The organism is Aeromonas sp. HMWF014 (assembly GCF_963878295.1).
Lineage (GTDB): Bacteria > Pseudomonadota > Gammaproteobacteria > Enterobacterales > Aeromonadaceae > Aeromonas > Aeromonas popoffii.
This window is the reverse complement of record NZ_CAWNYS010000432.1, coordinates 1-13,360: the sequence shown is the minus strand read 5'-3', so window position 1 is coordinate 13,360 and position 13,360 is coordinate 1. Positions and strand designations below refer to the sequence as shown.

General features: G+C 62.1%; 14 protein-coding genes. 11 read left to right on the top strand and 3 right to left on the bottom strand.

What is annotated here, in order from left to right; genetic code table 11:
- The 9 genes from AAC083_RS17115 to AAC083_RS17075 form a co-directional block, all read left to right on the top strand.
- Positions 1-968 (top strand): DegT/DnrJ/EryC1/StrS family aminotransferase (locus AAC083_RS17115; protein WP_258224741.1); only part of this gene is annotated, 968 nt, incomplete at its 5' end.
- Positions 969-974: 6 nt separating this feature from the next.
- Complete coding sequence (arnC, locus tag AAC083_RS17110; RefSeq protein WP_108537229.1) at positions 975-1,952, top strand: undecaprenyl-phosphate 4-deoxy-4-formamido-L-arabinose transferase; 978 nt, start codon at positions 975-977, stop codon at positions 1,950-1,952.
- Positions 1,949-3,940, top strand: a complete 1,992-nt coding sequence (gene arnA, locus AAC083_RS17105; protein ID WP_108537228.1) for a bifunctional UDP-4-amino-4-deoxy-L-arabinose formyltransferase/UDP-glucuronic acid oxidase ArnA — start codon at positions 1,949-1,951, stop codon at positions 3,938-3,940. Before arnC ends, arnA begins: the two co-directional genes overlap by 4 nt.
- Positions 3,933-4,832, top strand: coding sequence for a 4-deoxy-4-formamido-L-arabinose-phosphoundecaprenol deformylase (gene arnD, locus AAC083_RS17100; RefSeq protein WP_108537227.1), 900 nt, complete (start codon positions 3,933-3,935; stop codon positions 4,830-4,832). Before arnA ends, arnD begins: the two co-directional genes overlap by 8 nt.
- A gap of 68 nt (positions 4,833-4,900) precedes the next feature.
- Positions 4,901-6,544 carry a lipid IV(A) 4-amino-4-deoxy-L-arabinosyltransferase gene (gene arnT / locus AAC083_RS17095; RefSeq protein WP_108537226.1) on the top strand — a complete coding sequence of 548 codons (1,644 nt, stop codon included), beginning with the start codon at positions 4,901-4,903 and terminating at the stop codon, positions 6,542-6,544.
- Positions 6,544-6,888 carry an EamA family transporter gene (locus AAC083_RS17090; protein WP_108537225.1) on the top strand — a complete coding sequence of 115 codons (345 nt, stop codon included), beginning with the start codon at positions 6,544-6,546 and terminating at the stop codon, positions 6,886-6,888. Before arnT ends, AAC083_RS17090 begins: the two co-directional genes overlap by 1 nt.
- A complete protein-coding gene (gene arnF, locus AAC083_RS17085) occupies positions 6,885-7,313 on the top strand; it encodes a 4-amino-4-deoxy-L-arabinose-phosphoundecaprenol flippase subunit ArnF (protein WP_052449316.1) in 429 nt (142 codons plus the stop codon). The genes AAC083_RS17090 and arnF overlap by 4 nt, the downstream gene beginning before the upstream one ends.
- A 231-nt stretch (positions 7,314-7,544) precedes the next feature.
- Entirely contained in the window at positions 7,545-8,414 is an 870-nt protein-coding gene (locus tag AAC083_RS17080; RefSeq protein WP_042035040.1) for a phosphoribulokinase, read from the top strand.
- Positions 8,415-8,429: 15 nt separating this feature from the next.
- Entirely contained in the window at positions 8,430-8,963 is a 534-nt protein-coding gene (locus AAC083_RS17075) for a DUF4136 domain-containing protein (protein ID WP_042035042.1), read from the top strand.
- Between the two features lie 67 nt (positions 8,964-9,030).
- Here the strand turns inward: AAC083_RS17075 and AAC083_RS17070 are convergent, their stop codons facing one another.
- Positions 9,031-9,327 (bottom strand): MliC family protein, encoded by a 297-nt coding sequence (locus AAC083_RS17070; RefSeq protein WP_042035043.1) that lies wholly within the window; start codon positions 9,325-9,327, stop codon positions 9,031-9,033.
- A gap of 49 nt (positions 9,328-9,376) precedes the next feature.
- On the bottom strand, positions 9,377-9,781 hold the full coding sequence (locus AAC083_RS17065; protein WP_005311765.1) for an OsmC family protein: 405 nt from the start codon (positions 9,779-9,781) through the stop codon (positions 9,377-9,379).
- Between the two features lie 310 nt (positions 9,782-10,091).
- On the opposite strand from AAC083_RS17065, the gene crp reads away from it, so the two are divergent.
- Together crp and AAC083_RS17055 are read left to right on the top strand one after the other, a co-directional pair.
- On the top strand, positions 10,092-10,730 hold the full coding sequence (crp, locus tag AAC083_RS17060; RefSeq protein WP_042035044.1) for a cAMP-activated global transcriptional regulator CRP: 639 nt from the start codon (positions 10,092-10,094) through the stop codon (positions 10,728-10,730).
- 123 nt (positions 10,731-10,853) lie between these two features.
- Positions 10,854-11,654, top strand: coding sequence for a putative RNA methyltransferase (locus tag AAC083_RS17055; protein ID WP_108537224.1), 801 nt, complete (start codon positions 10,854-10,856; stop codon positions 11,652-11,654).
- 61 nt (positions 11,655-11,715) lie between these two features.
- Here AAC083_RS17055 and AAC083_RS17050 read toward each other — a convergent pair.
- The coding region (locus AAC083_RS17050; protein WP_108537223.1) for a chitinase at positions 11,716-13,360 on the bottom strand (1,645 nt) is incomplete at its 5' end.

Here is a 13,360-nt window from a genome sequence, read left to right as displayed (position 1 = left end):
CCACCGCCGGTATGCACGTCACCCTGATGGCGTTGGGGATAGGCCCGGGGGATGAGGTGATCACTCCCTCCCAGACCTGGGTCTCCACCATCAACCTCATCACCCTGCTTGGCGCCGAACCCGTTTTCGTCGACGTGGACAGAGACACACTGATGACCAGCGCAGAGCTTATCGCGCCGCTCATCACAGTCAACACCAAGGCCATCATTCCGGTTCACTACGCCGGCGCCCCCGTCGATCTGGACCCTATTCTCAAGCTGGCCAGACAATACGACATCCCCGTCATCGAAGATGCCGCACACGCGGTCGGCACCCGCTATCGGGAGCGCTGGATTGGCGCCACCGGCACCGCCATCTTCTCCTTCCATGCCATCAAGAACCTGACCTGCGCCGAAGGGGGCATGCTGGTGACCGATGACAATGCGCTGGCGGACAGGGCCCGCATGCTGAAGTTTCACGGGCTGGGGGTGGATGCCTTCGATCGCATGACGCTGGGCCGCAAACCGCAGGCGGAGGTAATAACGCCGGGCTTCAAGTACAACCTGACCGACATCAACGCCGCCATCGCCCTGGTGCAGCTGGCGCGCCTGCCCGAGCTCAATGCCAAACGGGCCGAGCTGGTGGCCCGCTATCAGGAAAAACTGGCCGGCCTGCCGCTGATGCCGCTCGCCGTGCCCGCCTATTCCCATCTGCACGCCTGGCACCTGTTCATGGTGCGGGTCGACCCCGATCGCTGCGGCCTGGACCGGGATCGGCTGATGCAGGCTCTGCAGGAGCGCGGTATCGGCACAGGACTGCATTTTCGGGCCGCCCATACCCAGAAATACTACCGCGAGCGCTACCCGGCACTCAGCCTGCCTCATACCGAGTGGAACTCATCGCGCCTGTGCACCTTGCCACTCTTCCCGGACATGACGCTGGCCGACGTTGACCGTGTGGTCGCGGTACTCACCGACATATTGGAGTAACGACACGTGAACAACACAGATATCAAGCTGGTGTCGGTGATCATCCCCGTCTACAACGAGGAGGCCAGCCTGCCCATGCTGCTGAGCCGGGTCACCGCCGCCTGCGAACGGCTGCCCCAGGATTACGAGGTGATCCTGATCGATGACGGCAGCCACGACGGCTCCACCGAGATCATCAGCGAGGCCGCCGCCAAAGCCGGCAGCAAGCTGGTCGGGGTGCTGCTCAATCGCAACTATGGCCAGCATGCCGCCATCATGGCTGGCTTCGAGACCGCCAAGGGGGATCTGGTGATCACCCTGGATGCGGATCTGCAGAACCCGCCGGAGGAGATCCCCCGTCTGGTGGAGGCCGCCATGCAGGGCTATGACGTGGTGGGCACGGTACGTCGCAACCGCCAGGACTCCTGGTTTCGCAAGACGGCCTCCCGACTCATCAACAAGTCGGTGCAAAAGGCGACCGGCGTCCACATGAGCGACTACGGCTGCATGCTGCGGGCCTACCGCCGCCACATCATAGACGCCATGCTCTGCTGCCAGGAGCGCAGTACCTTCATCCCCATCCTGGCCAACAGCTTCGCCCGGCGCACCATAGAGCTGGAAGTCGGCCATGCCGAGCGGGCCCACGGCGAATCCAAATACGGCCTGATGCACCTCATCAACCTGATGTATGACCTGGTCACCTGCATGACCACCACACCGCTGCGCCTGCTCAGCATCGTCGGCAGCCTGGTGGCGGGGCTCGGCTTCACCTTCTCCATACTGCTGGTCCTGATGCGCCTCGTCATGGGCGCCGACTGGGCCGCCGATGGCGTCTTCACCCTCTTTGCCATTCTCTTCACCTTCGTCGGCGTACAGCTGCTGGGCATGGGGCTGCTGGGGGAATACATAGGCCGCATGTACACAGACGTGCGCGCCCGTCCCCGTTACTTCATCCATCAGATAGTGCGCACCGCTACCCCTTCACAACAGGAAACTGAACAATGAAAGCTGTCGTCTTTGCTTATCATGATATCGGCTGCTCCGGTATCGAGGCCCTGCTCGAGGCAGGTTACGAGATCCAGGCCGTCTTCACCCATGCCGACGACCCGGGCGAGCACCGCTTCTTTGGCTCGGTAGCCCAGCTCTGCGCCGAACACGGTCTGCCGGTCTACTCCCCCGAAGATGTCAACCATCCGCTCTGGGTCGAGCACATCAAGGGGTTGGCACCCCAGGCTCTCTTCTCTTTTTATTACCGCCACATGCTCAAGCAGGAGATCCTGGATATCCCCTCCGCCGGCGCTTTCAACCTCCATGGATCCCTGTTGCCTGCCTATCGCGGCCGTGCCCCCATCAACTGGTGTCTGGTCAACGGCGAGACCGAAACCGGCATCACGCTGCACCAGATGACGGCGCGGCCCGATGCCGGTGACATCGTCGCCCAGCAGGCCGTCGAGATAAAAGACGCCGACACGGCGCTGACCCTGCACGGCAAGGTGCGCCTCGCCGCCAAGACCTTGCTCGAGGCCGAGCTGCCGAAGCTGCGCGCTGGCGACATCTCGCTCACCCCGCAGGATGAGAGCAAGGCCAGCTACTATGGTCGCCGCACCTCGGCCGATGGCGAGCTGCACTGGGATAAATCCGCCAGGGATCTCTACAACCTGGTGCGCGCCGTCACCCAGCCCTATCCGGGCGCCTTCAGCTTCGCCGGGGATCGCAAGCTGACGGTGTGGAAGGCAACCCACATAGCCCAGGATAGCGACATGCTGCCCGGCACCATCCTCAGCCAGGATCCGCTGCGTATTGCCTGCGGTGAAGGGGTACTGGAAATCGTGGCCGGTCAGGCGGAAGGGGGACTCTATGTGCGCGGTGCACAGCTCGCCCGTGAACTTGGCCTGGTGGCAGGCATGCGGCTCGGCGCCAAAGCCAGCAGTGCCCTGCGCAAGGAGCGATTGACCCGGGTGCTGATCCTCGGGGTCAACGGCTTCATCGGCAACCACCTGACCGAGCGTCTGCTCAAGGATGGCCGTTACGAGGTCTATGGGCTGGATATCAGCGCCAGCGCGCTCGGACGCTTCATCGACCACCCCCATTTCCATTTCGTGGAGGGAGACATCAGCATCCACACCGAGTGGATCGAGTATCACATCAAGAAGTGCGACCTGATCCTGCCGCTGGTGGCCATCGCCACCCCCATCGAATACACCCGCAACCCGCTGCGCGTGTTCGAGCTCGATTTTGAAGAGAACCTCAAGATCGTCCGCTACTGCGTGAAGTACAACAAGCGCATCATATTCCCCTCCACCTCCGAGGTGTACGGGATGTGCGACGATCACAGCTTCGATGAAGATGAATCCCGCCTCATCGTCGGCCCCATCCACAAGCAGCGCTGGATCTACTCCGTCTCCAAGCAGCTGCTGGATCGGGTCATCTGGGCCTATGGCAAGAAAGAGGGGCTCAATTTCACACTGTTCCGCCCCTTCAACTGGATGGGGCCGCGCCTCGACAGCCTGGACTCAGCCCGCATCGGCAGCTCCCGCGCCATCACCCAGCTGATCCTGAATCTGGTGGACGGCACCCCGATCCAGCTGGTGGATGGCGGCGCCCAGAAACGCTGCTTCACCGACATAGAGGACGGCATCGAGGCGCTGTTTCGCATCATAGAGAACAAGGGCAACCGCTGTGATGGCCAGATCATCAACATCGGCAGCCCGGACAACGAGGCCAGTATCCAGCAGATGGCCGAGGTGCTGCTCGGCAAGTTCGAGGCACACCCGCTGCGCCACCACTTCCCACCGTTTGCCGGCTTCAAGATGGTGGAGAGCAAGTCCTTCTACGGCGATGGCTATCAGGATGTCTCTCTCCGTCGTCCGAGCATTCGCAATGCACGCAAGCTGATCGACTGGGAACCGACCATCGAGATGGAAGAGACCATCGGCAAGACGCTGGACTTCTTCCTGCAAGGAGCGGTCACCAAGGGAGTCGAGCATGATTGATGTGGGTCTGCGGATCGACGTTGATACCTTCAGGGGGACCCGTGACGGGGTTCCCCGCTTACTGCAAACCCTCGACCGGCATCAGATCAAGGCCAGCCTCTTCTTCTCCGTGGGCCCCGACAACATGGGACGCCACCTGTGGCGCCTGCTCAAACCCGGCTTCCTGCTCAAGATGCTGCGCTCCAACGCGGCATCCCTCTATGGGCTGGATATTCTGCTGGCAGGCACCGCCTGGCCCGGAAAATCCATCGGCAAGCAGCTGGGCTCCCTGATGCGCGACACCGACAGCGCCCGCCATGAGGTGGGGCTACACGCCTGGGATCACCACGGCTGGCAGGCCAATACGGGCCGCTGGGATGAAGCGACGCTTATTCACCAGACAAGGCTGGGAGTGGATGCCCTCAACCAGATCCTGGGGCGGGAGGTGGATTGCTCCGCCGCCGCCGGCTGGCGGGCAGACCCGCTCACCACCCAGGCCAAGGAGGCGTTCGGCTTTCGCTACAACAGCGATTGCCGTGGCAGCGGCTTGTTTCGCCCCCTGCTGCAGGATGGCCGACCGGGTACGCCGCAGATCCCGGTCAACCTGCCCACCTTCGACGAGGTGGTCGGCACAGAGGTGACGACGGCGCAGTTCAACGCTTTCATCCTGGACAAGCTCTGCACGCCGCCGCAGGTGGCGCCTCACGTCTACACCATTCACGCTGAGGTGGAAGGGATCGTCATGGCGGATCAGTTCGATGCGCTGCTGGCCGAGGCTAGCGCTCGCGGCATCCGCTTTGTCCCGCTGGGGAGTCTGTTACCCCCTGATCCCGCTCAATTGGATGCCGGACGGCTGGTGCGCGGCACCCTGCCGGGGCGAGAGGGATGGCTTGGCTGCAAGGCCGATGTCTAGACCCTTACTCACATCGCGGATGTCATGATGCGCCATTGCGCTCACCACACAATTCTACAGAGGATGTCATGAAGTTGACCAAGTGGGCCCTGCCCCTGTTCTTTCTCTTGTTTTACCTGCTGCCCCTCGACCAGCGGCCGCTTTGGAGCCCCGACGAGAACCGTTACGCCGAGATAAGCCGTGAGATGGTGAGCACGGGGGATTGGGTCGTGCCCCACTTCCTGGGCTTGCGCTATTTCGAGAAGCCCATCGCCGGTTACTGGTTCAACAGCATCAGCCAGCAGCTGTTTGGTGACACCAACTTCGCCGTGCGCTTCGCCTCGGCCGCCGCCACAGGCCTGAGCGCCCTGCTGATCGTCTGGTTCGCGCTGCAGCTTTGGCAGTGCCGGCGCAAGGCCTTCCTTGCCGGGCTCATCTATCTGTCACTGTTGATCGTCTACGGCATAGGCACCTACAGCGTGCTCGATGCCATGGTCACCCTCTGGCTCAACGCGGCCATGGTCAGCTTCTACATCATCCGCAAGGAGGGATCGCTGCGCAGCCGGGTCGGCGGCTATCTGCTGTTTGGCCTGGCCTGCGGCATGGGTTTTCTCACCAAGGGCTTCATCGCCCTGGCGGTGCCCGTGGTGGTCATAGTGCCCTACGTCATCTATCAGCGCCGCCTGCTCGAACTGGTACGCTTCGGGCCGCTGGCCATCCTGAGCGCGGTCCTGCTGGCCGCCCCCTGGGCTATCGCCGTGCACCTGCGCGAGCCCGATTACTGGCACTACTTCTTCTGGATTGAACACATACAGCGCTTCGCGGCGGACAACGCCCAGCACAAGGCGCCGTTCTGGTACTACTTGCCCATGGGACTGCTCGGCACCCTGCCCTGGCTTGGCCTGCTGCCCGGCGCACTGCGCAAGGGCTGGCAGGATCGCAAGATAAGCCCTGAGACCCTCTATCTGCTGGCCTGGGTGGTACTGCCATTGCTGTTCTTCAGCATCGCCAGGGGCAAGCTTATCACCTACATTTTGCTCTGCTACGCCCCGCTGGCCATGCTGATGGCCGCCAGCGCTGTCGACCTGCTCAAAGAGGGGAAAGAGCAGGCATTCAGGCTCAACGCCTGGCTGAACGGCCTGTTCGGCCTCATCTGCCTGGCGGTGCTCGCCGTGCTGGCCTTCTCTCCCAGCCACACCGTCTACGGCGAGGAGGATCACGGGGCGCTGGCGGTGGCCATGGTCATCTTCGCCAGCTGGGCCCTGCTCGGTTTCATCCAGCTGAAGGATGTCAGTCGCCGCTGGCCCCTAAGCGCGCTCTGCACCATGATACTGGCCATAGGGCTGCCCTGGGCGCTGCCGCAATCCCTGATCGATTCCAAGCTGCCGGAGCGCTTCATCGAAGCCAACCAGGCCGTGCTGATGCAATCCGACACCCTGCTGGCCAACGATGTGGGGCTGGCCTCCTCCCTCGCCTGGGAAACCCGGCGCAGCGAGATCATCCTGTTCGGCAGCAAGGGAGAGGTCTATTACGGGCTGGGCTATCCGGATGCCAAGGGGCGCTACGTGGCGCCCGCCGACTTCCCGGCCTTGCTGGCCGAGGCACGTAAAAAAGGTCAGGTGGCCCTGTTAATGAAGACGGATCGGGACGGCAACACGGGCCCGGTGCCACCGGCTGACGAGACGAGCGTGAGTCATCGGCTGACCCTGCTCATCTACCATGGGGCCCAGTGATGGACATACTGTTGCTCCTGCTGGTGTGCCTGCTCACCTGCGGCGGCCAGATGCTGCAAAAGCAGGCGGTCATCAGCTGGCAGCGCCAGCCGTGCAGCCACTGGCAGAAGCTGTTGTCACCTTGGCTCATCGCCAGCGTGGTGGCCCTCGGCAGCGGCATGCTGCTCTGGATCTGCCTGCTGCAACGGCTGCCGCTGAGCATGGCCTACCCCATGCTCAGCCTCAATCTGGTGCTGGTGCTGATAGGCTCGCGGCTGTTCTTTCACGAGCAGATCACCTATCACAACTGGCTGGGGGCTGGCGCCATCATCATTGGCGCCCTCTTGCTGGGAGGTTGGCTATGAGTGGCGTTGGCAAAGAACCTGCGGTGACAGGGAGGCCTGCGATGAAGGGTTATCTCTATGTGCTGGGCAGCATACTGCTGGTGACCCTAGCCCAGCTCGCCATCAAGTGGGGGGTGATCCAGTTGCCCACCTGGCAGGCGGATCTCGCCATCATGCTGGCCCATCCGCTGCCGCTGCTGGTCATCACAGCCGGGGTGGGCTGCTACGCCCTGTCGCTGCTCTGCTGGTTGGCGGCGCTGCACTCCACCCCGCTCAACATTGCCTACCCCCTGCTCAGCACCAGTTATGCACTGGTCTACCTGCTGGCGGTCAGCATCTTTGCCGAGCCGCTGGAGCCTGGCAAGGCGGTGGGGGTGATCTTCATCCTGCTGGGGGCCGTGATGGTGGGGATAAAACCGGCGAGCAAGAAGCACAACTCACATTAATCCATCACGGGTGGGTACCCGCTATCCTCCCTGTGTAAGGGCTGCTTCGTCAGCCCTTTTCTTATAATGCGGCTCCCCCTGCTCACTCGTCTCATCTCCCCTTCGTCGCTGCGTGCCAAGGAACAAGTGTCACGCCAGAGAACCAGTCGGGCAGCGGTACTGACAAGCGGCGCACTTGACCGCACTCGGAACATGCCTTTATAACGGAACGCCCAAGGAAGAGAGAATTCTATGTCGGCCAAGCATCCCATTATTGCGGTTACCGGTTCGTCCGGTGCCGGCACCTCCACCTCCACCAACGCCTTTCGCTCCATGTTTCATCAGCTGGGTTACAAAGCGGCCGTGGTTGAAGGGGACAGTTTTCATCGCTACACCCGACCGGAAATGGACGTAGCGATCCGCAAGGCGCGCGAACAGGGGCGCCACATCAGCTATTTCGGCCCCGAGGCCAACGACTTCGGTCTGCTGGAGTCCTTCTTTCAGCAGTACGGCCAGAACGGCAGCGGTCAGTATCGGCGTTATCTGCACAGCTTCGACGAGGCGGTGCCCTTCAACCAGATGCCGGGCACCTTCACCCCCTGGCAAAACCTGCCAGCCGACACCGACCTGCTGTTCTATGAGGGGCTGCACGGCGGCGTGGTCACAGAGGATCACAACGTGGCCCGCCACGTGGACTTTCTCATCGGCGTGGTGCCCATCGTCAACCTGGAGTGGATCCAGAAGCTCATTCGCGACACCTCGGAGCGCGGGCATTCGCGCGAGGCGGTGACCGATTCGATCGTCCGCTCCATGGATGACTACATCAATTTCATCACACCGCAGTTTTCCCGCACCCACATCAACTTCCAGCGGGTGCCGACCGTGGATACCTCAAACCCCTTCAGTGCCAAGGTGATCCCGAGTCTGGACGAGAGTATGCTGGTGATACGGTTTCGTGGCATCAAGCAGGTGGACTTCCCCTACCTGCTGTCGATGATAGATGGCGCCTTCATGTCACGGATGAACACCATAGTGGTACCGGGCGGCAAGATGGGCTTTGCGATGGAGCTGATCCTGCGTCCGCTAATCCAGCAACTGCTTGAAACCGGCAAGATCACCTGAGCCAAGGAGTTTATGATGCGGCTAGCGTTTCTCTCTGTGGTATTGGCCGCCCTGCTGGGCGGTTGCAGCAGCGGCCCCGCCGCACCGACCGTCGAGCCGGGCACCATGGTGGTGCGACCGGCGACCAACTGGCCGTTCGGGGCGACGCCACGCTACGCGCTGGCCGAGCAGTTCCAATATGCGGGTGACAATGCCGAGGGCTGGCTGGAGCCAGTGCAGCAGGCAGTCAATCAGGTGCTCGGCAGCAAGGGCTGGCAAAGTGTGCCCCTCGCCGAGGCCGATGTCTGGGTCGCCATCGGCGTCGCGGGCAGCAAGGATCTGAGCGATGGCGAGATCTTCGCCCGCCTCGGCATGACCCCCGGGCTGCAGGCCAAAGCGGGCGATCGCAAGGGCACCCTGGCCATAGTGCTGCTCGACCGGCGTACCCAGCAGGCGGTGTGGAGCAGCACCATCTCCCTCGCCAGCGATGTGGCCATCCCGGAGGCGTCACGCCGCCAGCTGAGCCAGCAACTGGCCAGCCAGATGCTGAACACCCTGCCGACCCGCTGATTCGAAGCCCTTCCTCATAAAACAGAACGGCCTGCGCGAGCAGGCCGTTGCGATCACACCATGACAATCACTTGCGCTGACAGGTCAGCAGGGTCACCCCTTTTTGCGTGAGGAGGACCTGCTTTTCCTGCCTCCAGAAGGTGGTGACACCGTCGGAATACTTTTCACCAGACTCCGCTTCCACCCGTCCCAGCTTGTGATACACGCCGGCATAGGGGAACTGCACCATCTCGGCCTGGGCATCATAGGCCACGGCCAACAGCTCTTCCCCGCACTGGTACTGGCTGTACTGGTACTGGGTTGGTTGCGGCATGCTGCAGGCCGCCAGCCCCAGCAGAGGAAGTAACAGGGTTATGTTTTTCATTGCACTTTCCTTATGTCATGGTGGTATTCAATCGGCAGAGTCGTGGCTATCAGGCTTCAAGAATTTGATAACTATGGGTAATTTCTACCGCTTTTTCCAACATCAGGGAAACGGAACAGTACTTTTCCATCGACAGATCCACTGCGCGGGCCACCTGTTTCTCCGCCAGCCCTTTGCCGGTCACGACGAAGTTGAGGTGGATCTTCTCGAATACCCGCGGCACCGACTCCACTCGCTGCCCTTCCAGCTCCACATGGCAAGCGGTCACGGATTGACGCGCCTTCTCCAGGATGGAGACCACGTCGATTGAGCTGCAACCGCCCACCGCCAGCAGGATCATCTCCATCGGGCTGGCACCTTCGCCGGGGTTGGCGCCGTCCAGAGTCACCTGATGACCGGACTCACTCTCGCCGACAAACTTCATGCCTTCCACCCAGCTGACCTTGGCTTTCATCTCACATTTCCTCTTAAATAACGACAGTTCTGAGTGACATAGCATACCCCAGACGGCGCGGCAGCGGCACATGTCCGCTATTTTCGCGAACTTGCAGGCTAACTAGATCAAAATCAACATCTGATGCCGCCATCTTCCCTAAAATGGGCGAGATAGCGCAATGGGCAACAAGGGGATCTGGCAAAAGCCCTCAAAGCCTTGTCAGCACAGACAAAGGCTCTTATCCTACTGCGACTAATACAAGGAATGGCAAGGTTGGCAGCTTGCCCGGACGCACGAGTCCATAAAAAGACACTACAGAGGAATTCTCATGGTCATTGGCAAACCGCAAAGCGATCCCACCCTGGAATGGTTCTTGTCGCACTGCCACATTCATAAGTATCCCGCCAAGAGCACCCTGATCCATGCGGGTGAGAAAGCGGAAACCCTCTACTACATCGTCAAGGGCACTGTGGCCGTCTTGATCAAGGACGATGAAGGCAAGGAGATGATCCTCTCCTATCTGAACCAGGGCGACTTCCTGGGCGAGATGGGCATGTTCGAGGAGAGCGAGACTCCGGAGCGTTCCGCCTGGGTGCGCGCCAAGGGCTCCTGTGAAGTAGCCGAGATCTCCTACAAGAAGTTCCGTCAGCTGATCCAGGTCAATCCGGAAATCCTGATGCGTCTCTCCGCTCAGATGGCGACTCGACTGCAGCACACCAGTCAGAAAGTCGGCAACCTGGCCTTCCTGGACGTCACCGGCCGGATCGCCCAGACCCTGCTCAATCTGGCCAAACAGCCGGACGCCATGACCCACCCGGATGGCATGCAGATCAAGATCACCCGTCAGGAGATAGGCCAGATCGTTGGCTGCTCCCGCGAAACCGTCGGCCGGATCCTCAAGATGCTCGAAGAGCAGGAGCTGATCTCCGCCCACGGCAAGACAATAGTGGTGTTTGGTACCCGCTGACAGGGTTCCCTGACGGCTCAGCACAGGGGCCGTTGGATAAAAAAGGCTGCCACGGCAGCCTTTTCTGATCGTCTCCCCTATAATCCTGCACGCCCTTCCCCGGCCTCAACCAAGCGAGTGTGTATGCACCTTCAATGTCCCCTTTGCCGCAGCCCCCTGCATCTTCACGAAGCATCCCGCGGGGTCTATTGCGACAACAAGCACCATTTCGATCCGGCTCCGGAAGGCTATCTGGATCTCATTCCCGGCAAGAAGAACCCCAAGGACAGTGACAGCCGCGCCCTGATGCGCGCCAAGCGCAACTTCCTGGAACAGGGTCACCAGGCGCCGCTGGTGGATGCCATGGCGGCCCTGCTCGCCCCGCTCGGCCCCCGCGAGCTGATCCACCTGGGTTGCGGCGAAGGCTACTACTGCCGCGCCCTGGCCGAACGCCTGCCCGAGTGGCAATTTGGCGGATTCGATCTGGCCAAGAACGCCATCTTCGCCGCCAACAAGGCACAACCACAGGGCCAGTTCGTCATCGCCGATCCGGCGCGCGCCCCGCTGCAACCGGGCACGGCCCAGGTACTGCTGGTCAACGATCTCAAGATCAAGACAGAGCAGCTGGTCAGCTGGCTGGCTCCGGGTGGTTACCTGCTTTACCTGCAACCGGGCCCACGCCACCAGTGGCAGCTGAGGGTCAGCCTCAACCCGGTGAGCATGGAGCACCCGCTGAGCTGGCCCACTCTCGGTGGCCTCACCCCTCTGGGCCAGGAGCGTTGCCAATTCGCCATGACCATGGATCACTCCCTGCGCAGCTTCATCCTGGAAACCAGCCGCCTCGGCTGGCGCGCCAGCGGTGAACAGCGCCACGCCTTTACCCAGCAGGGACCGGACGAGCTGGAACAGGATCTGCTGCTTAGCCTGTGGCAAAAGCCGCTCTGATGGCGCATCCTCCCATGAAAAAAGGCCCTGACGGGCCTTTTTTATTGCACGCATACAGTCGTCACAGCTTGATCCAGGCATCCTCCCAGGCCGTGCCCTTGCCAGGCTCATAGGCCCAGGCCGCACCCGCGCACCAGCCGCTGTAGGGGTGAGGCTTGCACTGGTAGTTGCCCCCCAGATTGCTCACCTTGTCCCCCGCCTTGTAGGCCGTACCTGCTTTGTAAGGAGGGTTGCCATCCGGCGGCGTAGTGCCGCCACTGCCCTTGATCAGGGTCTCATGGGTCGCACTGCGACTGAGCCCCTTCTCGTCGGTGACCTTGAGCACGAAACCGTAGCGGGTATCGCTGACCGGCGTAGCTGGCAGGGTGGTACTCAGGGTGGGCTGGGTCAGATCCGACGCCGTGGCGCCAGCGGGCAGGGTCCAGGCGTAGTCGAGCGGCTTGCCTTCCGGATCGCTCGACCCCTGGCCGGACAGCAGCACGGTCGCGCCGCCCAACGCCTCGCTCGGGCCGCTGATGTTGGCTACCGGCGGCAGGTTGCTGCCACCGCCGTTGTCCTCGATCACCACCTCGGGGAAGAAGTGCTGCACGCACTGGCTGTAGTCCCGCGCCTTGAAGGCACTGAAACGGGTCTGGTAACCCACCAGCTTGCAGGCATAGCTCTTGCCGCCATTGGGGTTGCCCGGCACATAGCTCCAGTCATTCTCCCAATAGATAGGCAAGGCGCCCGCACCCGCCTCGTCAAAGTACTTCATGTTCTTGCAACCAAGCACCTCGTCTGCCGGCACTGGCACTCCCAGATACTGGGCCTGGGCCTGATAGTAGGTGATGCGGTTCTGGGACTGGGCATGCTCGGCCGCGCCGCCGCACTCCACCCCGCCGTTGATGATCTGGGTCGTGACCCCGAAGCCCGGCACCAGCCCGTTCTGCCGGTCGTGGGCATTGGGCTGCCAGGTGCCGTCGATCACGTGCAGCATGGAGGGCTTGGGCGGCTGTGGATAGACAAAGAAGAAGACGGCGCTGGCGAGGTTGAGCCAGGTGTCCGCCACTCTCTCCGGGTTATCCAGCAGGGTGCGCACTGTGCCGAACATGGCCTCGGAGAAGGGGCCGTAGTTGTAGTTGTACGACAGCTGCTTGGCGCCACGGCCGAAATAGCTCTTGAACTCGCCGTTCTCGAACTTGCCGCACGGCCACTGCTGGCCTTGCCACACATCCGGCCGGCACTCGGCGTTGTAGCCGCCGCGCATCTGCTCGGTCCAGCCCATCTCCCGCACCCAGACCAGCCCCTGGCGCCACTCGGGCTCGGGTCGCCAGCTCTCGTGACCGCCGGTTTCCTGGGCGAAGTGGGCAAACATGGTGGCCAGCGACTTGCGGCAGATGGCCTCAGCATTGCGTCCGTCGCTGTAGTCGCCGCAAAAAGCCGGGAACTTGGCCACCGCCTGCAGGAAGCCGCGGTAGGTGTATTCCGGGGCCCGCAGCGGGAACAGGAAGTTGAACTGCGACTCGCTGATCACCCCCTCGACCCGCTTGACGTTGGCGGGGTTGAGCGGCAGGCCGGGGGCCACCGCCTCGACCACGGCATTGTCACTGGTCGCGATGGAGGCCTTGACTGCCGCCATGGCCGGGAAGTCGGTGAGAGCCTGCTCCCTGGCATCCAGCTCGCTCTGGCTCAGGTAGACGGGGGCGCCTTCGGTCGCACCGCTCCCC

What these genes read in the sequence shown, in the direction of transcription:
- AAC083_RS17055 (WP_108537224.1), top strand. Translation starts at nt 10,854, where the DNA reads ATGCACCTTCAATGTCCCCTTTGCCGCAGCCCCCTGCATCTTCACGAA.
- arnD (WP_108537227.1), top strand. Translation starts at nt 3,933, where the DNA reads ATGATTGATGTGGGTCTGCGGATCGACGTTGATACCTTCAGGGGGACC.
- AAC083_RS17080 (WP_042035040.1), top strand. Translation starts at nt 7,545, where the DNA reads ATGTCGGCCAAGCATCCCATTATTGCGGTTACCGGTTCGTCCGGTGCC.
- arnA (WP_108537228.1), top strand. Translation starts at nt 1,949, where the DNA reads ATGAAAGCTGTCGTCTTTGCTTATCATGATATCGGCTGCTCCGGTATC.
- AAC083_RS17065 (WP_005311765.1), bottom strand. Translation starts at nt 9,781, where the DNA reads ATGAAAGCCAAGGTCAGCTGGGTGGAAGGCATGAAGTTTGTCGGCGAG.
- crp (WP_042035044.1), top strand. Translation starts at nt 10,092, where the DNA reads ATGGTCATTGGCAAACCGCAAAGCGATCCCACCCTGGAATGGTTCTTG.
- arnT (WP_108537226.1), top strand. Translation starts at nt 4,901, where the DNA reads ATGAAGTTGACCAAGTGGGCCCTGCCCCTGTTCTTTCTCTTGTTTTAC.
- AAC083_RS17090 (WP_108537225.1), top strand. Translation starts at nt 6,544, where the DNA reads ATGGACATACTGTTGCTCCTGCTGGTGTGCCTGCTCACCTGCGGCGGC.
- AAC083_RS17070 (WP_042035043.1), bottom strand. Translation starts at nt 9,327, where the DNA reads ATGAAAAACATAACCCTGTTACTTCCTCTGCTGGGGCTGGCGGCCTGC.
- arnF (WP_052449316.1), top strand. Translation starts at nt 6,885, where the DNA reads ATGAGTGGCGTTGGCAAAGAACCTGCGGTGACAGGGAGGCCTGCGATG.
- AAC083_RS17075 (WP_042035042.1), top strand. Translation starts at nt 8,430, where the DNA reads ATGCGGCTAGCGTTTCTCTCTGTGGTATTGGCCGCCCTGCTGGGCGGT.